The organism is Shewanella sp. MMG014 (assembly GCF_018100775.1).
GTDB lineage: Bacteria > Pseudomonadota > Gammaproteobacteria > Enterobacterales > Shewanellaceae > Shewanella > Shewanella japonica.
In genome coordinates this window covers 492,902-516,076 of sequence record NZ_JAGJDZ010000002.1, presented here as the reverse complement: position 1 = coordinate 516,076, position 23,175 = coordinate 492,902, and the positions used below count along the sequence as shown (strand labels likewise).

The window sequence follows — 23,175 nt, the reverse complement described above, 5'->3', positions numbered from 1 at the left end:
TCTCAAGGTTCAACTGTAAATTTTGAATGATCGTCAATACTATTGGGTTTTTAGTTGGTCAAATCTGTTTTTTTTGGCCTTGTTTTTGAGGTTTATCTATTTTTTTGTTACTACCATTGATGAATATTTATTTTGACTGGGCAGATAGCCCAAGAATTTTAAGATTATGGAATCGAAACTGATTAAATTTTTCAGGTATTTTAATGGGGTGTGTTGAGGTGGTTTTATACAAAAAATCCCTTGAGGTTTACAAACTCAAGGGATATTGATTAAAAATACAGTTAAAACGACTTATATTGTAAAAGCCAATGCTATTAACTCATTGCTGGATTAACTCAAGGTGCGATTAGCTCAATACGTTATTAATTCCTACAAAATTAGCAAAGGTTAGTCCTTTGCTGGCCTAAGCGAATTAAATTCCGAACCTTGATAATAGCCAGGCCAATCATCGTTATTGGCTAAAGATTTCGCTGATTCAAAATACACGGCTAAATCTTGTAAAGCGCCAGAAAGGTCCCAGTCTTCATGATAATGATCGCAAACACTGTGATAGCATCCTTTCATTTTTTGTTGCATCGCTTTTTTATACTCTGCAGTCTCGTCATCTAGCGGAATACTACCGCCACCAGCAAATACCGCTGGTACCCCTAATTTTGCAAAGCTGAAATGATCTGAGCGGAAAAACCCGCCTGATGCAGGGTTACGTTCGCGAGTAGCGTGACGGTTTTGTTTATTTGCTGCATCAATTAAATAGCGCTCAAGTTCTGACTGGCCTTTGCCAACAATGGTGTAATCTTGCGTCTTGCCATAAACATTAGTGCTATCAAGGTTGAATACAGCAACGGTTTTATCAATCGGGTAGATTGGATTTGCAGCATAGTAACGCGATCCCAACAGCCCTTGTTCTTCACCTGTTGTTGCTATAAAAGTTAATGAACGTTTCACGCCTTGGCCATTTTTGGCTTGTGCAGCAAATTGACGTGCAATTTCCATTATCCCAGCTGTTCCCGAGGCATTATCTAATGCACCGTTATAGATGTTATCGCCATCTTTGCTTGGGTCTATACCAATGTGATCCCAGTGAGCAGTAAATAGAATGTGTTCATCACTTGCTTCAGTCCCCTCAAGAGTTGCAACCACATTATAGCTGTCTGCGTATTCAGCCTTGCTGGTAAATTGAATATCTGCGGTTTGATTTAGCTCAAGATGTATCGCGCTATCTGCGGCACGTGCCATTAATGGCTCCAATTCAAAACCGGCTTTTTTGAACAAGGCATTAGCGCTTTCCATTGTCATCCAACCTTCAACAGTAACGCGTTTATCTTGCTCTGCTTGATTTAAGACAAGATCTTGTTGTGCACCAGTCCAGCTGTTTTCAACAACAGACCAAGGATAAGATGCAGGAGCCGTATCATGGATAATGATTGCACCTAATGCACCTTGACGACTGGCTTCTTCAAACTTATAACTCCAGCGGCCATAATACGTCATTGCTTTGCCGTTGAATTTATCTGACTCTGGGTGAGCAAAACCTGGATCGTTAACTAAAATGACCGCTATCTTGCCTTTCATATCAAGGTTTTCATAATCATTCCATTGATACTCAGGTGCATTAACTCCGTAGCCAACAAACACCAAAGGCGCATCTTTAATATTAACCCCACCTTTATCGTGACGGCTTCCCAGTACGATATCTTGGCGATAATGCATATCAATGCCCGCCAAGCTGATAGCTTGGTCTTCACTTGCGGTATAACTCACCATAGGAACCGGTTGTAAAAAGCTGCCTTGATAAGCGCCTGTTAAACCCATTTCAGTAAATGCTGCAGATAGGTAATCAAGGGTGAGTTTTTCTCCTTTTGTTGTCGGGGCGCGGCCTTCAAACTCATCTGATGATAAGGTCTTGATATCGTTTCTAAAACGAGATTCATCAAACGTTACTTTTGTATCTGTAGATACCGCTGAGGTGTTTTTTTCCGCTTGGTTCGGAGCAGTAGGGGCATTTTGTGGGCTACAAGCCGTGATGAGTGCTAACGCACAAAATGGCAGCAATTGCTTCATAGGTTGTCCTATTGTTATTTTTAGTCTTAATCCGAGTTAAAACCGCTCAATGTAGTAGAAATGCGGTTTTACTATGAATGCATAATGAATCAAGCCTATATTGCATTCAATAGAGAAGGCTTGAAATTATGTTACCTAATGTTAATCAGAGAAATATTCAGTTATTTAAACTGTTAAATAACTTTTTTGCTGATGTAAATATGGGATTATGCTAGTTAGCCTCAGAGATCTTGATACCTAAGAGGCTAATTTTAGCTGAGTGGATGACTTGAGTAGATAAATGGCGTTTTTGTCGGAAATTAAACGACGTCAATATCGCCAGCACATTTAAACACATGATTAGGTCTAAACGGTTCTTTGTCGATATCTGCCATTTGGCTGACACCACTGGTGACTAGAATCGTTTCAAGACCCGCTTGAAAACCTGCCAATATATCGGTGCGCATGTTGTCGCCAATAATGACGGTATTTTCTGAGTGGCCTTTGATGTGGTTTAACGCCGAACGTATAATCCATGAGCTTGGTTTGCCTACATAAAATGGCTTTTTACCGGTAATGCGTTCAATCGGTGAGCATAAAGCGCCACAAGCAGGGCTGTATGCTGGACCATGAGTGTCGGGGTTTGTAGCAATAAAGCGAGCACCATCAGCGATAAAACGGGACGCTTTGTGGATCATGTCCCAGTTAAATGAGCGAGTCTCACCAACAATCACAAAGTCAGGGTTAATATCAGTAATCGTAAAGCCAGCGTTGTAAAGCTCGTGAGTCAGGGCGCCTTCACCAATAACGTATGCTTTACTGCCTTTTTGGTGCTTTAAAAAGTCCGCCGTTGCCATTGCAGAAGTGTAAAAGCTACTTTCAGGAACATTAATGCCAGCAGCGCCAAGGCGGTTTTGTAAATCTTTTCCTGTTTGAACAGGGTAGTTGGTAAGAATAACCAGTGGATTGCCTTGCTCGAGCACTCTGTGGATAAATTTATCACTTCCGGGGATCAGTTTATTGTCGTGCAGTAAAACGCCATCGATATCGCAGATAATATTTTTCATTGATTACTCTTTATTGATGAATGCTTTCATCATATAAAGGCATTTTTATGTAAAAAACAATCAATATGCTCGTGATTTAACCAAAAACAGGGTAATTAATTTTACGGTATTATAATTGCTGGCTATTTGGTGTTGATTTGTCTCTTTACAGGCTGATTGCCGCTAAAAATGGGTGATAACTTATGTAACTCCTAAAGAGAGTATTTATACTTATTTTGTTCGCTTCAAAGGTCGTTAACATTTACCATCCTTGGCATAATAATTAGAACTCGGGTTCAGAAATAGTATGAAACTGTGACATCAAATAAATGATCTTTATTTATGCCAGTTATTATTTGGTCAACATATTTTATTTCAGCATTATTTTCAGTGTAAGTATGGGAAACTTCCAGCCACCATTTTCCAATTTCATCCATAGAAGTGCCAAAGCCCGTTTTTATCTTAAAAGTGTTAACGTCAGCTGATGTACTTTGTGTATTTGACGATAATTTAACCTGCTGAAATTGAGGTTGCAGCAGTATATAGCTTGAATCGTTGATGGCATAACTTGCAAATAAGTTAGTCTGGAATCCTTTAACATCACTTTGTTGACCAGTGCTCCCCTTAGCTTTACCGATGACATAAGCAACGTTAGGGTATACTGATAATGAGTCGGTTAGTGAATATTTGCTAATTACCCCCAATGCTAGAGTGTCTGATCCAATAGCTTCTGTGTCCATTTTCCAAGACTTCATGTAATCAACGCTGTAACCAATTTGCTCAGTGGACATGAAGTTAGCATCGAACACTTGAAAATATCGAACTCGGGTATCTTGAGCTAAACGATTATTCTCATGGGTGGTCGCTGATTTGTGTTCAACTAAGCTCAAGAAGCCATTTCCAGCAGAATATTGACCCGCAACCCCACCCATTAAAGTTATTTCTTTGTTATTGTTCAATGATCCACTCACAAACGAATTAACTTGAGTTAAATCACTGGGTGAAACCTTTTCTTTAGTGGGCAGCTCTGTGGCTGCAATACACCCAGTAAACAGGGAAGCGATTGATAAGGTAATCAATGTATTTTTCATGGTATTCTCTCTAAATTTTATTGTAAATTAAATGTTTATCGTAAGGTGCGCCTAGAGCGCCGATATGGCTTACAAGGGGTTTTATACGTTGTGGTTATAGTAGTACGATGGGGTTTACTAGGCTTTTGAGGAATGTTTAGTGAAATCTAGAGATAAAAAAGGCTACCAAGTTGGTAGCCTTTAGTTTGAGGATAAATTAATTGCTTTCACCAACAATAACGACGTCACCGTTTTCATCTAAATAAGCACCAATAGGTTGCTCAGTTAATGCTTCGATGATGGCTGGAATTGTTTTGTAGAAAATTGAAATCGCCATTCTTGGTGTTTCTGAGATTGGATAGCCACCATTCATTGCAATCACAGTATCAGTATCAAAATCCATTGCGAGAACTTGTCCATGAATACCTACCATCGCTAAGATTTTGTGTTCGCCGATATTAAGAACTCGGAACTGATCTTTATACCATCCGTCAGCCAACGCACTTTCTTTGCTTAACTTCCAAGCTGCACGAACTTCATCATTACCACTCATTAAACTATCAATAAATGCTTTAGGTAAAACTTGTTCACCATTATAGTTTTTACCATCATTGATAATCATCTTGCCAATTCGTGCTAAATCTTTTGTTGATGCATTCATACCGCCTGAAGCCATTGCATCACCAGCATGTCCAGCCATCAAATAAACATCGTTTTTAGCACCTACTTTTTGCCACAGTCTTTCTAAGTTACTGGCAAGGTTTTCACCAGTCGCTACCTCAACAACTTTACCGAGGACTTCTGTGTTGACACACTGGTAAGTGTATTTTTCACCCATAGAACCTTTAAATTTAGTTACTAACTGAAAGTAATCATTAATGCCATTTGGATAAGTTTTTACACCTTCAAGAGAATTATAACTTTGCGCCGTTGTCATTCTTGGGTCCCATGAAAAGTGAGGCGGTGTATTGATGACGACTGAAGTTCTCATATCTGAAACTTCTTGAACTGTTGCAGTTTCCCAAGCTGTGCCTTTTAGTTCAGGTAGATATTCGATAACCCGTTTTGACATATTCAATTGACCATTCGCAACAGCAATTTGAGCCGCCATCGAAGTGAATGACTTTGTAACTGACATATCAAGGTGGGTCGTATTTTCATTCATATTGTTCCAGTAGTGTTCGTGTGCTAGTTGACCATTTCTAAGCACTACCATTGAGTGATTTTTAACGCGATCACGTAAAAATGTATTGAGGCTAATTTGTCCATCAACATCATCCACAAATATGTTGTCGAAGTTCATCTGACCCGTACCTAAATCTTCATGGTTGCCCTGAGTGTTCAATTTATAAGAGTGAGTAAACTTATATGCATTAGTGAAAGTAGATGCTGCATTTTCACCTTGATCCCAATTCTCAATCGTAATCGCATGGTGAGCGGCATTATCAACAAATGCTTCGTCACGGCTTTGAAATTCTGCCGCATTAACATTCAAAGCCACAAGCATTGGTAAAGCCATAAGTGTTTTTGTCATAGTAACCTCAGTAGTAAACCGTCTTTGGCAATGTCATCAAACTTAGTTAAGTTTTCTGAAACTTGCTTCAAAGGATGATGTTGGTAGTCAATATTTCGTCTTGGGTTCATATTGCCAATTTGCTTGTTACTAAGCATCACTGTTAGCTATAGTGATTATTAAAATGAAGTGAGTAGTGAAATGAAGTAATAAATGAAAGGAAGTGATAAAAGCTTAAATGTTTTAAACGTCAGCTAACGCTCACCAATAAATTGAATTGGTATTTTGATATTTGGTTCGACATTCAAGTTTTATTGCGCTGTATAACGTTTCATTCTACTGAACAAGAAAAAGGCGACTTAATACGTCGCCACTTTAGGATAAGTTTATAGATGAATAGGGTTTTGTTTGAGTGTTAATTTATCGGGTTGATTTCCACTCTAGCCATTCTTTGATCTCGGATGGATTACCATGTTCTTTGAAAAACTTTATGCACGATTGCGGTGCTCTAGTCCCAATATTACTTTCGCACCACATATTGAGTTTGTAATGTGAAGTAAAGCCATCAACCCATGCAGCATAAACTTTATCTAGCTGTGCGTAAAACCCGAAATCAATTCTACCTTTCTCAGCTAACCAAGGGTATTTGATGACCTTAACCTTAGTTGTATCAATGACACTGTTTGCCATCTTAATCAAAATTTCTGAAAGTACTTCTGAGCCAATGTCTTGGATGGACAAGGTTTCTATTGAATGGATATCAGCGCCCACCAAGTGAATAACACGATTAGACAAAATCGTCGTATCAATGGTCTGAACCATCTCATACCCTAAGTTGTCTAGCAAACGGTATAAAGACAAGTTCCACTCTTGTTCGGTGAAATCACCATTTTTAATTGCTCGTTGTAATTCTTTATTACGTTCTGACTGGATGACGAGGTGTTTTTGTAAAGCTGGATATTGTTTTAGGGCTTGATGAGGGACTTGTGCAATTAACTCTAGTAGTTTCGTTTGATCTGTTATTAGGCTTGCAAACTCTAATTTAGCTGAATCATCCATATTATTAGCTCATATAAAAGTTGGTTAATTAAAGGATTGCTGTAAATTGATATTACCTGAGTAATACAGGCTTGGCGATAAATACGCATTCTTTAATAAAAACAATCTACTTAAAACAGTACAGGAGCTAAATTTCCTCTACGTTAACAGGTAATGTGTAATAAAAGTCATTACTTTTTGGGATGTAAGATATCTGACTTCAGTGATAGGTGTTAAAGACATTAAAAGGTATAACTGATTTTTATGCCCTGGGCATCTTTGCCCATTAACACCGGTGCAATGGTCAAGTTAGGGTCTCGATATCGACTTGCCACAAAATAACTCACTGTATAGGCTAAACACGCACCAGCAATGACGTCAGTGTTCCAGTGTTTATTCGCTTTGACTCTTGAATAGGCTACTCCAGTCGCTGCAATGTATGCGGGTAAGCCGTATTTAAATCCATATCTGTGATCCAAAAAAGCAGCGCCACTGAAGGCGGCCGATGTATGACCACTTGGAAAACTACGTTTACCACCACAAGGGCGAGTAACATCAGTAACATATTTAGTTGCTTCAGTGATTGCTTGTGTATAAACAACCGTTTTACCTAATTGCCACATTCCTTCAGTATCATCTTTCATCCAGGCAACGAAAAAGCCTGTTAGTGGAATAGCAACTTGAGCAACATCACCATAAGTGCGTAAATCACTATGGATGCTTTCTGCATTTGCGTTAACAGAAAATAAAAGTGGTAAAGCTAATAGTAGTTTTTTCATCATTACCTCAAGAAGGATTTGCCGTCCTTGGCAAGAGAGAACTTAGAATGTTGCGGTAATACCTACACGAATAGCTTCGTCATTAAGGCCGCTATATAGCTTTTTACCTGTGTATTGAACATATGGCTTAACAATATCGAAGCCATTGAATGTTGCTCGAACTTCAGAGGACCAATCAGAAGATTTAGCACCGATGCCTTTGTAAAGGTTTGCCAAATCTTTGTTCTTTTCACTTTCGTGAATAGCAGTTGCTTTTAGTGAAACCAATTCAAAGTTATAACCAACTGTTAAATCAGTTCGAGCAATTTTGCTTTGAGATGACAATTCAAACTGGTCAACTACATTTGAGCCACCATCCATTGTTTCAACGATTTGAACTTTGAAACCTGTGTTTTCTTGTGCATATTCCATGCGGTAGCGAGCACTTGCAAATAAGCCGAAATCAAAGCTATAACCAGCTTCAAGTCCAAACATTGCTACATCTGAGCCTTCACCCATAGTATCGAAAGTTTGATAACCAGTGACTTCACGTGTCCCATTACCACCTGGAATTACATCATCAATAGTGAATGTTCCATCACGTTCTGCATGGAAGTTGTCTGATTTGTTGAACAGATATTTAGCGCTTGGAGTGAGGTAGAAACCGTCAGTGATAAAGAACTGATGCTCAAGACCAAGTTCAAATGATTTATCAGTTTTTGCTTCAATCGACAATCCAGTTCCAAAATCAAATTGATGACCTAATTTAAGGCTTTGAACGTGGTTCTTTGAGTCAGCATGTTCTGTATATACATCAACTGTTGTTGAAGCTATTGCAGAACCAGCAAATAAAGAGGCGATTGATAAAGCGATTACAGATGTTTTCATTGTATTTCTCTCTCGAGTTAGTGAGGGCTTGGCCCATGAGTTGTTTAATGTTATTTAGCTTCGACGTTGAATGCGTAGCCGTAAGAGCCGTTGTGGTAGTACTCCTCAGGGTTACTTAGCTGAACATCGATGCTTTTTGTGTTTGCATATTCCATTGCAGCTTCTTTAGCGTTTGTTTCAGTAATACCACTGGTAAGGTAAGCAAAAGGAGACCAGCTTGAATCCATCACCAACACTCGGTTGTCGTCGCTTTTTGAAGCGTGGATTTTGATTTCAAGACCATTTGAAGCCTTAAAATTTTCGGTATGCGTCATATCAAAATTCAATGAAGTTTTAACGTGACCATATGTACTAGAAATAGGAGCCAGTACATCAGCTTGAATTGTTGGCGCTACTGTTAGGGTTAAGGTGAATGCGATAGTCGCTATTAATTTTTTCATGATGTTTCCTTAGTAAGTTAAAGTCGGTATTGATAAGGAGTTTTCCACTTGGATTGATTTTTTCTACCAGTAGGTGGTGACTCGATATGGGTATGTTATTAAACGAAGGTTCACTAAGCTTTACTGGCGTTTATAGTGAGCATTAGTGATGTATTTACGCTGTAGTTACTAAATTGCAGACATAAAAAAAGCTACCGAAGTAGCCTAGATTGAGTGAGTGTTTTTGAGGGAGGTTATTGCTTGTAACTATTTACGCTGTTTGTATAAGTTTTAGGTTGAAGTAGTTCCTTAGTTAGAAAAACAGGCATATTAATTAGTCCGCATTTGAGGCGGATTTCAATCTTTTGTTTAACATCAGCGGTTTATTGTCTTTTAGGTGTGCTAAGTATTCAACCATAAAGTCATTGTAAGCAGTAAAATCATCAGCAAACCAATGCTTGATTAAGAACCGTTTAATCGTTTCTTGCGAGCCACTTATTTCTACATGAGTCGGTTTAAATGTAACGGTAAGCTTGTAGATAAAATGAACATGGCCGTAGCGAATGACATCTTCTTCAGTGAGCACAGCTTCTGTTCTTATTTTCATTAAATGTTCCTGTAAATTCCTTAGAAAGGTAATCGTTTAAGGATTTTTTGTTTTGTCGTTTGCTTTTATTAAGCCTTATGGTTGAAATATGGGAGGTGTGTATAAATTGCGGCTTGAACTCTATACACATTAGTTACTTCATTACCAATGAGACAATATTAAGGTGACTTGGCGTTACTAGTAATTAAAAAGACATTTAGTAATGGTTAACTCAGTATTAAATTCCTAAAATAGCGAGTTATCGAAGTGCGAGTTATGACTATGCGATTGATAACCTTTACCAAGAGTGTAGTGCTTTGAGTATTGGATAACACTGAAATCTGATCGCTACTATAGTTTTGTAGGTTAGCTGTCTTGATAGTGCTTTAATGATGCTTGTAGATACGTTACCGATTAAAACAAACAAAGAGGCTAAAAAGCCTCTTTGGAAGATGTCATTGATTCATGCATGATTGGTTAGGGTTAAATTATGGTTAACACTCAACGATATTGACTGCTAAGCCACCTTTGGCCGTTTCTTTGTACTTACTACGCATATCTTTACCGGTGTCCATCATTGTTTTTATCACTTTATCAAGTGTGACCTTATGGTTACCGTCGCCACGCAATGCCATACGAGAGGCGTTAATTGCCTTTACTGCGCCCATTGCATTACGTTCAATACACGGTACTTGGACTAATCCGCCAACAGGATCGCATGTTAATCCAAGGTTATGCTCCATACCGATTTCTGCCGCATTCTCTACATGCTCTACAGTGCCGCCCATAATTTCTGTTAGTGCTGCAGCTGCCATTGAACAAGCTACGCCCACTTCGCCCTGACAGCCCACTTCCGCACCAGAAATAGAAGCATTTTTCTTATACAAAATACCAATGGCTGCAGCAGTCAGTAGGTAGCGGCAACAAACATCAATGTCCACTTCTTGTACAAAAGTATGGTAGTAACATAAAACCGCTGGAATGATGCCAGCTGCGCCATTAGTCGGAGCGGTGACGACGCGATCGCCTGCAGCATTTTGTTCATTGACAGATAACGCAAATAAATCGACCCAATCCATTGCTGTCAAAGGATCCATATTATTACGGCCTTCGGCTTGTAAGCGGCGATATAAAGCGGGTGCACGTCGACGAAGTTTAAGGCCACCAGGTAGCATGCCTTCTTTTTGATAACCACGTTCGATGCAGTTTTTCATCGTTTGCCAGATGTCCCATAAGCCCTGTTTTACCTCTTCTTCAGAAGCAATACTCAGTTCATTGGCCATCATTAATGACGAAATACTTAAACCATTTTCACAACATACATCAAGAAGTTGCGTGGCTGAATCAAAATCATAAGGGGCTGATTTTATCGGTGTTGCAGGTGAGGCATTCGTTTGGGTGATTTCATCTTCATCTAGAATAAAACCGCCACCGACAGAATAATAAGTACGTTCATAGATACAGCTGCCTTCGCTATATGCATATAGCGTCATTGCGTTGGCGTGAGCAGGTAAACTTTTACGGCGATGATAAGTAATCCCGTTATCACGGGTAAATTTGACTGTTCGTCCATCTGCAATCGTTAGGGTTTGATTGGCTGATACTTGCTCTAAAATGGCGTCGATGGTGTCAGTATCAACGGTATCGGGATCTTCACCCATTAACCCAAGAATGACCGCTTTACCTGTACCGTGACCTTTACCCGTTTGGCCTAAAGAACCAAATAATTCTGAACGTAATTCATCGGTTTGCGCAAGTATATTTTGTGCAGCTAAGTGCTGCATAAATAACTTACCAGCCTTCATTGGACCGACAGTATGGGAGCTTGATGGTCCAATACCGATTTTAAACATGTCAAATACACTAATCATTGTTATCAACCTTTAATTCAGTCGTTTTTTATTATAGTCGTTTATTATATTCGTCGTGTCGTTTGAGATAGATTTGTCAGCATAAGAGCCTGCGCCAATGAGGCACTATATGCAGATAACAAAACAAGTAATAGGCGGGTTGTTTTCGTTATTAACTGTTTCTCTATAGGAGATTTCTCTGCATAATAGTCGCCACTAAACATGTTTAGATTAATGGCTTAAACATAATCTAGGTTCAAATCACGATAGTTATTTTACTGAGTATCCCATACTTTTTACGAGTTCGTTCATTAGATTTTTTTATGCGATATACTTCACATTAGTTGAGGTTATTGCAAGGGGGAACGCAAGGGTGACTATTCATAAATATGAACAATTATGAGGTTGTACTGCCAATATAAACAGGAGCTCTCGTGAGTTATTTAATGATGGATTTAGCTGGCCATAGCGTTAGCGAAGAAGAGGCGAGCTTACTCTCGCATCCACAAGTTGGCGGAATTATTTTATTTACCCGCAATTTTTCTAATAAAACACAATTGATTGACTTAATTAAATCTGTTCGGCAAATACGTCCTGAATTATTGATTGCTGTTGATCATGAAGGTGGCCGAGTACAACGGTTTAGAGAGGGCTTTTCACTTATTCCTGCCATGGGGGATATATTACCCGCAGCCGCTGGAGACATAACACTTGCGCAAAGCTGGAGTAAAGAACTGGGCTTTTTGATGGCAGTTGAATTACTTGCTTGCGACATTGATTTAAGTTTTGCTCCAGTGCTAGATGTAAACGGCATTAGTGATGTGATTGGCAAACGCAGTTTTAGTGCCGAACCTAGACAAGTGAGCGCGCTGGCTGAATCGTTTATTGAAGGAATGAATGAAGCAGGTATGGCCGCAGTAGGGAAACATTTTCCTGGTCACGGCAGTGTTAAAGCGGATACCCATGTTGCTATGGCAGAAGACAATCGAAGCCAAGCACAAATATTTGAACATGATATGGTCCCTTTTAAGCAACTTATGGGTAAAAAATTACTCAATGGGGTGATGCCAGCGCATGTGGTTTATAGTCAGTTAGACCCCAACCCTGCTGGTTTTTCTTCTTTTTGGCTGCAAAAGGTATTAAGGCAAGAGCTTGAATTTGATGGAGTGATATTCTCTGACGACTTAGGCATGAAAGGGGCTTCTTTTGCGGGAGATTATCTCGATAGGGCTAAAGCGGCTTTAACAGCGGGTTGTGACATGATATTAGTGTGTAATGACCCCGAAGGTGTTAACACGCTTTTAGCTAATTTTGAATGGCCGCAAACACCACCAAGTGTTAATGCGACCAAGCTTAAAGCAAATAAGGAACAAGTCATGAGCGCCTTAGGTTGTGAGGAGCGTTGGCAAAAAGCCCAGCAACTTGCCAATCAAATAACACACTCACAAGCGTAAACTGGCCAATAAAAAACCGAATGACATAAACAGATTTGTTCATGTGCATTCGGTTTAGTGATGCTAATGCTAACGGAATCGTTTGCTCTACACCTGACCAGACTAAATTAGTTTCAGTTAGTGAAAGGCTTACTTTAATGATTCATGGCTTGCATTGCCTTCAGTCATCAATGCCGGAGTATCATCACTAAGTGGTTGAGTACTTTCCTCAAGCGAGTCTTCCATCACTAGATCTTCTGGCTTAGTGGTTGTCGGTTGTTCCATTTTTCTAATTTGCATCACAATCCCCATTTTAGGGTGGTCAAAGTAGTGGATTTCACCTGATCTTACTCGTCTGTTTTGCACCATAGGAATAGATTGCAAAAATGGACTTAATACTTTTTCATTTTCCACTTGAGTGCTGTATTGATAGTAATCATTTTGCACCACTTCTTTTTGGATGGGTTTACGAAGCGCAAGTCGTGTTTCGATAAATAAATAATGACTTAAGTAAATATTGATATTGCCATCAAGCTCCCACACTGGAGTCGTTTTGGGTTCATCAATAAAGCTGCCAAATGATGAACTGAAGTCAAAAGTTGAAAACTCATCTTCTTGCTGTTCTGTGACTGGGTTGCCAGCGTATTCAAACTGTTCTGAAAAATCTTTACCTGCGTAGATGCGAATCGGTTTGGCACGGTTGCGGGACTGCATATCTTGTTGCCATGTCATATGCAATAAACTACGCACGTCTCGTTCACGCTTTACAGCGCTGATTATCTCAGCAAATTGGCTCTGGGACTCAGCTAATAAAATTGGCCCTTCACCTAAATAGGCGACTTGAGGTTCATCGGCAGCAATAGAAAAAGGCACCTGACTTGGGAAGGTGGTTTTATTGGCACTGACCAATGGATCTTGGCAATCAACTTCGCCACTTGTCCAGTCTGTTGATGTGCAGCCTGATAACCCTAATGCAACGCCAGTGATGTCGTTACTGATCATAGGGGTAATTAAGTCGACATTTTTGCGATTAGGCGCTACTGCGGCATTTTCTTGCCATTGTTCTAGGCTGTTAGATTGTCTTTCAAACACGAAAACTTCGACTTCAAACCACGACTTGGCTTGAACACTTAATGACGAACTTATCGCTGTGATAGCGGCAATAGATATAACAAGGTTACGCAGCACTAGTGGGTTTCTCCAATACGGTGTTGAGCTAATTGTTCTAGTAACGTCTTCACTAAGTCTAGACGTTGTTTGCTGGTTTCAGCAGGGATAGTGAACTTTAACTTATTTGAGCCTTCCATTCGATAAATTTGTGGCTGGCTTTGTAATAAACCAATGATGAACATAGGATCTATTTTATGGTCGTCATTAAACTCTATGCTACCACCTTTGGCATGCATCTCAATCTTACTGGCGCCTAACGCCGTTGCTTGGTGTTTGTATAAGGTTAGTTCCATTAAGTTGCGAGTAGGATCTGGCAGTAGACCAAATCTATCAATGAATTCAACTTTGAGTTCATCTAGCATTTTTTCAGTTTCGCAATTGGCAATACGTTTATATAAAGACAAACGCATATTAACGTCTGACACATAGTCATCAGGGAGTAGGGCTGGAATACGTAATTCAATCTCACATTGTGAATTTAGCATGTAAGCAAGCGACGGCTCTTTGCCTTCTTTTAATGCTTTCACTGCTGATTCCAGCATTTCCATATATAGACTAAACCCAATTTTAGAAATATGGCCGCTTTGCTCGTCACCTAAGAGCTCGCCCGCACCACGAATTTCTAAATCTTGTGTGGCTAACATAAAGCCTGCGCCTAAATCTTCTAAGGCATCAATTGCGGCGAGTCGTTTACGAGCATCTGCGCTCATTAATTTTGGATGTGGCGTCATTAAATAGGCATAAGCTTGGTGATGCGAGCGACCCACACGTCCCCGTAATTGGTGCAATTGTGCAAGCCCAAATTTATCAGCACGATCGATAATGATTGTATTGGCGCTAGGTACATCGATACCAGTCTCAATAATCGTTGTACATACTAATACGTTAAATCGTTGGTGGTAAAACTCTGACATGACTTTCTCAAGTTCACGTTCTCGCATTTGACCATGAGCGGTAACGACGCGAGATTCAGGTAATAATTCGCGAATGTCTTGGGCACATTTTTCAATGGTTTCGACATTATTGTGCAAGAAGTAAACTTGGCCACCACGCAGTATTTCCCGCAGTATAGCTTCACGTACCGTTGCAATATCGTACTCACGAACAAAGGTTTTTACAGCTAAGCGTTTTGCTGGTGGAGTTGCGATAATAGATAAATCTCGCATCCCCGACATTGCCATATTTAAGGTTCGTGGGATTGGGGTTGCTGTTAATGTCAGGATATCAACATTTGCCCGTAGTGCTTTGATTTTTTCTTTTTGACGAACACCAAATCGATGCTCTTCATCAATGACAAGTAAGCCTAAATTGTCAAAGTTGGCTTCAGCTTGGAGTAATTTATGGGTACCAATAACAATATCGACTTTGCCTTCAGACAATTGTTTAAGCACCCCATTTTGCTCTTTTACAGAGCGAAAACGTGACATGACTTCAATGACGACAGGCCAGTCTGCAAACCGATCTTTAAAGTTTTCATAATGCTGCTGAGCAAGCAGGGTGGTTGGTACTAATACTACCACTTGTTTGCCTGCATTGACCGCGACAAAAGCCGCTCGCATAGCAACTTCAGTTTTACCAAAACCGACATCACCACAAACCAGTCTATCCATGGCCATTGGCGCTTGCATATCGTCAAGCACAGCTTCGATTGCGGTTTCTTGATCGACAGTTTCTTCAAAAGGAAAACCTTGAGAAAATTGGGCATATTCTTCAGCTTCAATTTTCATTGCATCGCCAGGTCTGGCTTGTCTTCGGGCGTAAACATCGAGTAATTCAGCGGCAACATCACGAATTTTCTCAATGGCTTTTTTCTTGGCTTTAGCCCACGTTTCGTTACCTAGTTTATTTAAGGTTGGGCTTTCATCGGCGCCCACGCTGTAACGACTAATTAGGTGCAGTGAAGATACTGGAACATATAATTTATCGCCGCCAGTATATTCAAGCTGTAAGTACTCAGCGACTAAACCACCAGTATCAAGTGTGACTAAGCCTTGATATAGCGCAACACCGTGTTCAAGGTGAACGATAGGTTCACCGACTTTTAATTCAGCTAAATTTTTGACTAATACATCAGAGCTGACTTGCTTTTGTTTTTCTCTACGTCGTTGCTGAGAAATCCGTTGTCCGAATAATTCAGTTTCACAAATAACGCTGATATCACCTTTAGGCGTATCGTGAATAACACAGCCTCGTGATAGCGGCGAGACAATTAACCCAATAGGAGCTTTTGCCTTGATGTAGTCATCTAAATGATTGAACAACTTAGGCTTAATATCGATTTTGCCTAGCAACTCAATTAATGCTTCACGTCGACCTTCTGATTCAGCACAGAACACCAATTGTTGATGTGTTTGACTATATTCTTGCAGACTGATTAATGGCTGCTTGAGCTTATGATTGGCATTGATATCAGGCAACGCAGACACACTAGCGTGTTGCGCTTTGTTATTTTCATCACTAGGAAGAGCAAATTGCGAGCGCTGATAGCGCTTGAATTGTGCAAATAACTCATCGATGAGCAGATACAGTTCTTGTGGTGCGAGTAAGGGGCGTAAAGGATCAACTCTACGGTCTTCATAGCGGCTGTTGATTTCACTTAAATGGTGCTGACTTGCTTGTTCAATATCACCCAGTGTAATGAGCTGAGTGTTCTCTGGAATATAATCAAATAGATTGGCTGTTTCATCAAAAAACAGTGGTAGGTAATTCTCAATACCCGCAGGCATAAGGTTTCTACTCACGAGCTGGTAAACCGACTCTGCTTCTTTTGAGATGACCTCAAATCGACGACGGTAACGCTGCCTAAAGCCTTCAATTCCGGCATTGTCAGTAGGAAACTCTTTTGCTGGCAGCATTCTTACTGCGTCTATTTCTTGCTGAGAACGCTGGGTTTCAGCATCAAAGTAACGAATTGACTCGACTTCATCGTCAAATAATTCAATTCTTAATGGTTGATCTGACCCCGTCGGAAAAATGTCTAGAATAGAACCACGAATCGCAAATTCGCCGTGCTCGTATACTTGGTCAACAATGTAATAACCCGTATCTGTTAAATGTTGTCTTACTTGTTGGAGACTATAAGTGTCGCCTTTTTTCAGCAACATGACATTTGCAGTTAAAAATGATTTAGGCGGCAGTTTAACCATGAGCGTGTTAACTGGCACAATAATAACATTGTGTTGTGTTTGGCTCATTTGCGCTAAGGTTTCTAACCGTTGAGAAATCAAATCTTGGTGCGGTGAAAAACTGTCGTAAGGCAAGGTTTCTCTGTCAGGAAACAAGCAGACATTGACGTCGTAATGAGACAATAAGTAACCGAGTTCAACTTCAAGTTGTAGCGCTGCTGGCGTATCACTTGTGACAATAAGAGTTGTGCCAGAATGTTGCTGAATTAAACTCGACAGGGTAATGGCTTGAGATACGCCCCCTAGTGTTGCTAATGTCTGAAATTGTTGGCCTTTTTTTACACTAGGCGGTGTTAAAACGCTAAAATTCTTCATTGAATTATTAAGTTTACTTCTGTCAATGTGTGATGTTCCAGCCGATACTAATAAGGGACTCAATAGTAAAAGTATTGGTAACGGATATGAATAAAAGCAAGCATCCTCATTGCCTTTATTATTGGCTTACTATTATAAGCTAGCCAATAACAAGTTGCAGGCAAATATTATTAGTCAGAGGCTTGTTGGCGACTTTGTTTTCGCATTTTCAACATTTTTTGCTGCACATTTAAACTGGCTTTGACGAGTTGCTCTACATCAGAGTCGAGTATCTGGCTAAATTCGAATGTCACAAGGTAGCCGTTTTCGGTGCTTTGGCACTGACTGACTTGGCATAAACATAATATCGCAACGAGTTCACTGCTGATGTAAATCGAAGATTTAAAGTAATCGCCAATGGTGAGGGGATCAGGGCTGACGATGCTTATACCGCTGCCACCAAATTGGGTACCTTGATAACGCTCACCCGATTGCACTTCTTTTTCTAACACATGCTGTAACACTAAATCGACTTTACGTGACTGTAATTTTAAAAAATCGACCACAGCTTTTGCTTCATTATCTAATTGACGTAGCTGCAATAAGCAATTGGCTTCAAGTTCTTTGACTTCTGACAGCAGCTTAAGCCCAACAGACTGCATTGAGCGAAGATCCTCTTCTGTTGGGATAGCGTTAGATTCAGGCCAAGTTTCCAAATAAACATTGAATTGATGAGGCACAGTAAAATATGCGTTAGATTCAGTGAACAAGGTTTGCCTCTTTATTTATCAAACTAATACCCCTATTATCATGCCCATCTTTATCATTTAGCAAGTTTTAGCCTGCTTACGTAAATAAACGGCTGTTTTTCATGCATAATAGACTCACTAAGCCGTTATATTTACTTTCTACACTCGGGGTGCCGTTTCCTTTATGAACTTTCGGTTTTCATTATTCATTGGCTATCGCTACTGGCGAACCAGAAAAGCGAATGCGTTCGCATCCTTCATTACCTTTTTTGCCGTATCAGGTATCTTTTTAGGTGTTGCTGCACTGATTATTGTTAGCTCTGTAATGAATGGGCTAGAAGGTCAACTTAAACAGCGTATTTTAGGTGCAGTTCCGCAATTAACTTTAGTTTCAGAAGCTGGGTTTAATGATTGGCAAGGTGATACCAGTATTATTGTTCAGCAAAATGGTATCCATGGCATTGCCCCATCAGTAACCACCCAGGCGATGGTGCAATCCAATCAAAATATCAGCGCAGTTCAAGTGTATGGGGTTTTTCCAGAATATGAACAGGACTTATCTGCAATTATCGCAAATACCTATTCAAGTGCGTTTGAGCAGCTACAAGCGGGTAGTTATAACATTGTTTTAGGCAGTGAATTAGCCCGTAAACTGTCTATTAATATTGGTGATAAAGTCAGATTATTAAGCGGTGATGGAGTGGTTTACTCTCCGTTAGGACCGGTACCTAGTCAGCGTAAATTTACCGTGGCTGGCGTATTTGAAATGGGATCACAAGTTGATGCGGCACTTGCGTATGTTCATTACCAAGATGCAAGGCGATTAATGCGAATTAACCCTAAAGAGATTAACGAGCTAAGAGTGTATTTAGCTGATCCGTTTTCTGCACCGCAAGTGGGTGAGAAAATCACTGCAGATCTCGCTCAACAAGGCATATCCATTACCACTCGTGATTGGCGTGAAGGGTTCGGACACTTGTTTGCAGCCGTTAAAATGGAAAAGAACATGATGTCGCTGATGTTATCGCTAATTGTTGCCGTTGCAGCATTTAACATTGTGTCAGCGCTAGTGATGATGGTGATAGACAAAACTACCGATGTCGCAGTGTTAAAAACACAAGGTTTAACCACTCAAGCGGTGATGAACATTTTTATCGTTCAAGGCTCACTGAATGCCATTATTGGCCTCGCACTTGGTGCAATTGTGGGTGTAATGATTACGTTGAATTTAAATATTATTTTAAATGTGCTGGGCATATCAGTTTTAGGCGCAGGGCAAATGCTACCTGTTGAGGTATCACTAAGCCAAATTAGTATCATTGTGGTGGGCACGCTAGCAATGACATTAATTGCCACAATTTATCCAGCATTAACCGCTGCGCGGGTTCAGCCTGCCACTGCTTTGAGATATGAATAATGAATGATAAAACCTCAGTTATCCTGCAAGTAAGCCAAGTTTGTAAACAGTTTCATGACGGTGAAACGACAACAAAAGTGCTGTCAAATGTCGATTTGAGTGTTTACAAAGGTGAGCAACTGGCCATTGTGGGGAGTTCTGGCTCTGGTAAAAGTACCTTGCTGCATATTATGGGGACTTTAGATATTCCAACATCGGGTGAAGTGACACTGGATGGTGAGAATTTGTATACCCTATCTGCATCAAGACAAGCTGAAATTCGCAATCAGGATTTAGGCTTTATTTATCAGTTTCATCATTTATTACCTGAATTTTCAGCGATTGAAAATGTGGCGATGCCAGCCTTCATTCAAGGTCGTGATAAAAAACAAACGTTACAAGAAGCGCAGGCATTACTTGAAAGAGTAGGGCTAGGTCATCGACTTCAACATATACCCGCACAACTATCTGGTGGCGAGCGCCAGCGTGTAGCCATTGCTAGAGCATTAATCAACAAACCTAAGCTTGTTTTGGCTGATGAGCCTACAGGTAACCTTGATGCAAGCAGTGGCGATAGTGTATATGAGCTTATTCGTGAACTTGCCCATCAACTTGGCACAGCGTTTGTTGTCGTAACCCATGATTATAAATTAGCGGCGAAAATGGATCGCCAGCTAACAATGAAAGATGGAGTACTACAAGACATGGCTGATATTTCGGTTCAACCAACAGCAGCGGACAAACATTAATGAAGTCTTTATTACCGCTAACGATAGGTTGGCGATTTTATCGCGCTAGACAATCGAATGGTTTTATTGGATTTATTTCTTTTGCCTCTACAGCTGGTATTGCCCTTGGTGTGGCTGTATTAATTCTGGTTCTTTCTGCAATGAATGGCTTTGAAAGAGAATTAGAACAACGTTTGTTAGGTGTGGTGTCCCATGGTGAATTGTTAAGCGTTAATGAGCCGCTACATGATTGGCAAGCGATTGCTGAAACAGCCACACACATGCCAGATATTGTTGCTACAGCGCCATTTATCAGAATGCAGGGATTAGTGCAAAAACCGGGTGGTTTCCAAGGAATTGTGCTTAACGGTATTGAGCCTAAATATGAGCAGTCAGTTTCAACTCTTGCTGAATTTATGCCAGAAGAAACATGGAATACCTTATCAGTAGCTGAAAATAATATCGTTTTAGGTCGTTCGTTACTCGATAAATTGGGTTTAGATATTGGCGATACCTTATCCATGTATACGCCTGATATGAGCCAATCAAATACATTGTCGGCAGCAAAGAGTCATCGCTTTATTGTTGCGGGAGTTTATGATGTTGGTGGCGAAATAGAGTCAACACAGGCTTATGTTTCAATGGCATATTTAGCTAACATTCTTAAACTGCCAGCCAATTCAGCAACAGGGCTTAGGATCACGGTTAATAATGTATTTAGTGCGCCGCGCATTACTCGAGATTTAGGCTATGCCCAAAGTCAGTACTTACATTTAAATAATTGGACTCGCTCACAAGGGCATTTGTATCAAGATATTCAACTTGTGAGAATGGTAATGTATTTGGTGCTGGCTCTGGTGATTGCTGTGGCTTGTTTTAATATTGTGTCTACGCTTGTGATGGCTGTCAGGGACAAAAGCTCTGAAATTGCTATTTTGATGACTATGGGCCTAAAACGACCAGCAATAATGTCAATATTCATTATGCAAGGTGGGTTGAATGGCTTTTTGGGCTGTACTATCGGCGCAGTAATTGGGGTGTTGTTAGCAACGAACCTGAGTGCTATCGCCAGTGCAATAGAGCAAACTTTAGGAATACAGTTACTCGCTTCTGATATTTATTTTATTGATTTTTTACCTTCTCAACTACAACAGGAAGATGTCATAGTTGTTGTGGCAATGGGGTTAGTCATGAGTTTATTAGCGACAATTTACCCCGCTTATAAAGCAACAAAAATAGCACCTGCTACAGCTTTAGCTGGCCGATAAAGGCAAAATAAACGCGCTGAGGCGCGTTTATTTTGTAGCCTCGCTATTCAAATCGACTTTTAACAGCATCCCAAATACCTAAAGAGGTGTCAGGAAATAGGTCTATACCTAACCAAGACTTCAATAGATATAAAAGTAATAAGCCGAATAAGGTACTCATCAAAATAAACCCTCCGATGGTGGCAAACATCATCAACATCGACATATTCTTTTCTCGACGGGTGTAAGCACGCTTGTTTTTACCCAGTAAAAAAACGTAATAAAATCGCCATTTGATAAAGGGAAATTTAAAGGTTCCTCGACTATCTAAAAAATGGCCTCCCCAAGTATTAGGGCCTAAGGCCATTTTTATTGCATTGAGCTGTTCATCAGTAAAGGTTTCTGCAATATTTGAAGGACTGCGCTTAAGCACTTTTTCGATAAGAGGATCTTGTCTGATAGACTTGCTGGAAGACGTGTCGGGAGTATTAGCCATATTAGGTCCATAATTCCTACTATCAAATGACTTAGTAAAAGATGACTAAGTGTCTAAATTAAATCTAGCATATATTTGTTGAGTTACTGAAATTAGTCATGAAAATGAAGATAAATGACGAATAAAACAATAAAGGATTAGTTGATGAGTAATTGCATAATAAGTCATGAATTGAATGGCGATGCTGCCAACATTATTCAGTTTTGGTTTACTGATATTGACTCGGGTTTATGGTTTACAAAAGACAAGGAATTTGATGCGACGATTAAGCAACAATTTAATCATTTTCACCGTCAAGCTAACGCCGGAGAGTTATTCCATTGGCGTAATACTGCGTTAGGTCGTTTAGCAGAAATCATTGTATTAGATCAATTCTCAAGAAACCTTTATCGAGATTCAGCAAAAGCGTTTGCTTTTGACTCACTGGCTTTAGTATTGGCGCAAGAAGCTATTCATTGTGGTGACGATAAACGGCTCAAGCAGACAGAGCGAAGTTTTCTGTATATGCCTTTCATGCACAGCGAATCACTATCGATTCACCAGCAAGCATTAACGCTATTTAAACAAGATGGCTTGGAGTCTAATTATCAATTTGAACTAAAACACCTAGCGATTATCGAAAGGTTTGGACGATACTCTCATAGAAACATGCTGTTAGGCCGTGAATCTACAGAAGAAGAACTGAGGTTTTTACAGCAACCGGGTAGCGGTTTTTAAAGCGGGCTTCCATGTGGAGACAAATTGGGTAAAGGAAAACTATGATCATTAATCAAGGGTTATTATCTTTGCTTTACACATGAATCTGCTTGTGTGTAATTAGCGGCGGCTGTAACGGTGTATCGTTAGTGTCGAAACTATTATTCCCCGATGATATTAAATGAGCAAGTTATTAACTAGACATGGTTTCTCGCGAGTGTAGCCACGACATTAACCTAATGGTGCACTACACGATATTAACCTAATAGTGCAGAAGGAATTGCAACCCACTCAAACATCGCGTTTTCGAGAATTGCTTCTTCTTGATGTGGTAAGTTATTGAATGAATTGCCACCCATTGTTAATGGTTCTTATCATTAAATATAATAAATGTCTTAATCCAAAATAAATAAACCTTCTCAGTTTTTATACTGTAGCGTCGAGTACGTAATTCTTTTCTAACAGATTCAATGAAAGATGATGAAGACAAAAATATCCTACTGGCACATGGCTGTATGTATACAAGGTATTTAAATTAGATAAAAACAGTGATTTACGCTTCGCTCTGCTACA

General features: G+C 39.9%; 20 protein-coding genes. 5 read left to right on the top strand and 15 right to left on the bottom strand.

Going from position 1 to position 23,175, the window contains the following annotated elements:
- Positions 1–387: 387 nt before the first annotated feature.
- The 10 genes from J8L86_RS05210 to J8L86_RS05165 form a co-directional block, all read right to left on the bottom strand.
- Positions 388–2,061 carry a M28 family metallopeptidase gene (locus J8L86_RS05210; RefSeq protein ID WP_211029119.1) on the bottom strand — a complete coding sequence of 558 codons (1,674 nt, stop codon included), beginning with the start codon at positions 2,059–2,061 and terminating at the stop codon, positions 388–390.
- A 299-nt stretch (positions 2,062–2,360) separates the two neighbouring features.
- Positions 2,361–3,107 (bottom strand): HAD-IIA family hydrolase, encoded by a 747-nt coding sequence (locus J8L86_RS05205; RefSeq protein ID WP_055026288.1) that lies wholly within the window; start codon positions 3,105–3,107, stop codon positions 2,361–2,363.
- Between the two features lie 275 nt (positions 3,108–3,382).
- The gene (locus J8L86_RS05200; protein WP_211029117.1) at positions 3,383–4,177 is read right to left on the bottom strand and encodes a hypothetical protein; all 795 of its coding nucleotides are present in this window, start codon (positions 4,175–4,177) and stop codon (positions 3,383–3,385) included.
- Between the two features lie 196 nt (positions 4,178–4,373).
- Positions 4,374–5,690 (bottom strand): serine hydrolase, encoded by a 1,317-nt coding sequence (locus J8L86_RS05195; RefSeq protein WP_211029115.1) that lies wholly within the window; start codon positions 5,688–5,690, stop codon positions 4,374–4,376.
- Between the two features lie 399 nt (positions 5,691–6,089).
- Positions 6,090–6,728 (bottom strand): hypothetical protein, encoded by a 639-nt coding sequence (locus J8L86_RS05190; RefSeq protein WP_065107793.1) that lies wholly within the window; start codon positions 6,726–6,728, stop codon positions 6,090–6,092.
- A gap of 221 nt (positions 6,729–6,949) precedes the next feature.
- A complete protein-coding gene (locus tag J8L86_RS05185) occupies positions 6,950–7,486 on the bottom strand; it encodes a phosphatase PAP2 family protein (protein ID WP_211029114.1) in 537 nt (178 codons plus the stop codon).
- A 42-nt stretch (positions 7,487–7,528) separates the two neighbouring features.
- A complete protein-coding gene (locus tag J8L86_RS05180; RefSeq protein ID WP_211029112.1) occupies positions 7,529–8,353 on the bottom strand; it encodes a hypothetical protein in 825 nt (274 codons plus the stop codon).
- Positions 8,354–8,403: 50 nt separating this feature from the next.
- Complete coding sequence (locus J8L86_RS05175) at positions 8,404–8,793, bottom strand: hypothetical protein (protein WP_065107796.1); 390 nt, start codon at positions 8,791–8,793, stop codon at positions 8,404–8,406.
- A 313-nt stretch (positions 8,794–9,106) separates the two neighbouring features.
- Positions 9,107–9,379 (bottom strand): hypothetical protein, encoded by a 273-nt coding sequence (locus tag J8L86_RS05170; RefSeq protein ID WP_065107797.1) that lies wholly within the window; start codon positions 9,377–9,379, stop codon positions 9,107–9,109.
- Positions 9,380–9,852: 473 nt separating this feature from the next.
- Positions 9,853–11,229, bottom strand: a complete 1,377-nt coding sequence (locus J8L86_RS05165) for an L-serine ammonia-lyase (protein ID WP_055026287.1) — start codon at positions 11,227–11,229, stop codon at positions 9,853–9,855.
- Between the two features lie 413 nt (positions 11,230–11,642).
- Here J8L86_RS05165 and nagZ point away from each other — a divergent pair, with 413 nt between their 5' ends.
- A complete protein-coding gene (nagZ, locus tag J8L86_RS05160) occupies positions 11,643–12,662 on the top strand; it encodes a beta-N-acetylhexosaminidase (RefSeq protein WP_211029110.1) in 1,020 nt (339 codons plus the stop codon).
- 129 nt (positions 12,663–12,791) lie between these two features.
- Here nagZ and J8L86_RS05155 read toward each other — a convergent pair whose 3' ends face one another.
- The 3 genes from J8L86_RS05155 to J8L86_RS05145 form a co-directional block, all read right to left on the bottom strand.
- The gene (locus J8L86_RS05155; protein ID WP_211029108.1) at positions 12,792–13,829 is read right to left on the bottom strand and encodes a peptidoglycan binding protein CsiV; all 1,038 of its coding nucleotides are present in this window, start codon (positions 13,827–13,829) and stop codon (positions 12,792–12,794) included.
- Positions 13,829–17,311, bottom strand: coding sequence for a transcription-repair coupling factor (mfd, locus tag J8L86_RS05150; RefSeq protein ID WP_211029106.1), 3,483 nt, complete (start codon positions 17,309–17,311; stop codon positions 13,829–13,831). Before mfd ends, J8L86_RS05155 begins: the two co-directional genes overlap by 1 nt.
- Positions 17,312–17,481: 170 nt before the next feature.
- Complete coding sequence (locus tag J8L86_RS05145; protein ID WP_055026284.1) at positions 17,482–18,060, bottom strand: PilZ domain-containing protein; 579 nt, start codon at positions 18,058–18,060, stop codon at positions 17,482–17,484.
- 163 nt (positions 18,061–18,223) lie between these two features.
- On the opposite strand from J8L86_RS05145, the gene J8L86_RS05140 reads away from it, so the two are divergent.
- Genes J8L86_RS05140 through lolE form a run of 3 tightly spaced genes read left to right on the top strand, consistent with a single transcriptional unit; the run spans position 18,224 to position 21,431 of the window.
- On the top strand, positions 18,224–19,456 hold the full coding sequence (locus tag J8L86_RS05140; protein WP_119969654.1) for a lipoprotein-releasing ABC transporter permease subunit: 1,233 nt from the start codon (positions 18,224–18,226) through the stop codon (positions 19,454–19,456).
- Entirely contained in the window at positions 19,456–20,184 is a 729-nt protein-coding gene (gene lolD / locus J8L86_RS05135) for a lipoprotein-releasing ABC transporter ATP-binding protein LolD (protein ID WP_055026282.1), read from the top strand. The genes J8L86_RS05140 and lolD overlap by 1 nt, the downstream gene beginning before the upstream one ends.
- Positions 20,184–21,431 carry a lipoprotein-releasing ABC transporter permease subunit LolE gene (gene lolE, locus J8L86_RS05130; RefSeq protein WP_065107804.1) on the top strand — a complete coding sequence of 416 codons (1,248 nt, stop codon included), beginning with the start codon at positions 20,184–20,186 and terminating at the stop codon, positions 21,429–21,431. The genes lolD and lolE overlap by 1 nt, the downstream gene beginning before the upstream one ends.
- 43 nt (positions 21,432–21,474) lie before the next feature.
- Here the strand turns inward: lolE and J8L86_RS05125 are convergent, their stop codons facing one another.
- The gene (locus J8L86_RS05125) at positions 21,475–21,906 is read right to left on the bottom strand and encodes a hypothetical protein (protein ID WP_055026280.1); all 432 of its coding nucleotides are present in this window, start codon (positions 21,904–21,906) and stop codon (positions 21,475–21,477) included.
- Positions 21,907–22,050: 144 nt separating this feature from the next.
- On the opposite strand from J8L86_RS05125, the gene J8L86_RS05120 reads away from it, so the two are divergent.
- Complete coding sequence (locus J8L86_RS05120) at positions 22,051–22,623, top strand: DUF924 family protein (RefSeq protein ID WP_211029104.1); 573 nt, start codon at positions 22,051–22,053, stop codon at positions 22,621–22,623.
- A 340-nt stretch (positions 22,624–22,963) separates the two neighbouring features.
- Here J8L86_RS05120 and J8L86_RS05115 read toward each other — a convergent pair whose 3' ends face one another.
- A complete protein-coding gene (locus tag J8L86_RS05115; protein WP_247663196.1) occupies positions 22,964–23,092 on the bottom strand; it encodes a phage integrase N-terminal SAM-like domain-containing protein in 129 nt (42 codons plus the stop codon).
- Positions 23,093–23,175 lie beyond the last annotated feature (83 nt).

Excerpts from the sequence above, each read along its gene's own strand:
- J8L86_RS05210 (WP_211029119.1), bottom strand. The coding sequence starts at position 2,061 with ATGAAGCAATTGCTGCCATTTTGTGCGTTAGCACTCATCACGGCTTGT.
- J8L86_RS05205 (WP_055026288.1), bottom strand. The coding sequence starts at position 3,107 with ATGAAAAATATTATCTGCGATATCGATGGCGTTTTACTGCACGACAAT.
- J8L86_RS05200 (WP_211029117.1), bottom strand. The coding sequence starts at position 4,177 with ATGAAAAATACATTGATTACCTTATCAATCGCTTCCCTGTTTACTGGG.
- J8L86_RS05195 (WP_211029115.1), bottom strand. The coding sequence starts at position 5,690 with ATGACAAAAACACTTATGGCTTTACCAATGCTTGTGGCTTTGAATGTT.
- J8L86_RS05190 (WP_065107793.1), bottom strand. The coding sequence starts at position 6,728 with ATGGATGATTCAGCTAAATTAGAGTTTGCAAGCCTAATAACAGATCAA.
- J8L86_RS05185 (WP_211029114.1), bottom strand. The coding sequence starts at position 7,486 with ATGAAAAAACTACTATTAGCTTTACCACTTTTATTTTCTGTTAACGCA.
- J8L86_RS05180 (WP_211029112.1), bottom strand. The coding sequence starts at position 8,353 with ATGAAAACATCTGTAATCGCTTTATCAATCGCCTCTTTATTTGCTGGT.
- J8L86_RS05175 (WP_065107796.1), bottom strand. The coding sequence starts at position 8,793 with ATGAAAAAATTAATAGCGACTATCGCATTCACCTTAACCCTAACAGTA.
- J8L86_RS05170 (WP_065107797.1), bottom strand. The coding sequence starts at position 9,379 with ATGAAAATAAGAACAGAAGCTGTGCTCACTGAAGAAGATGTCATTCGC.
- J8L86_RS05165 (WP_055026287.1), bottom strand. The coding sequence starts at position 11,229 with ATGATTAGTGTATTTGACATGTTTAAAATCGGTATTGGACCATCAAGC.
- mfd (WP_211029106.1), bottom strand. The coding sequence starts at position 17,311 with ATGAAGAATTTTAGCGTTTTAACACCGCCTAGTGTAAAAAAAGGCCAA.
- J8L86_RS05140 (WP_119969654.1), top strand. The coding sequence starts at position 18,224 with ATGAACTTTCGGTTTTCATTATTCATTGGCTATCGCTACTGGCGAACC.
- lolD (WP_055026282.1), top strand. The coding sequence starts at position 19,456 with ATGAATGATAAAACCTCAGTTATCCTGCAAGTAAGCCAAGTTTGTAAA.
- lolE (WP_065107804.1), top strand. The coding sequence starts at position 20,184 with ATGAAGTCTTTATTACCGCTAACGATAGGTTGGCGATTTTATCGCGCT.
- J8L86_RS05125 (WP_055026280.1), bottom strand. The coding sequence starts at position 21,906 with ATGGCTAATACTCCCGACACGTCTTCCAGCAAGTCTATCAGACAAGAT.
- J8L86_RS05120 (WP_211029104.1), top strand. The coding sequence starts at position 22,051 with ATGAGTAATTGCATAATAAGTCATGAATTGAATGGCGATGCTGCCAAC.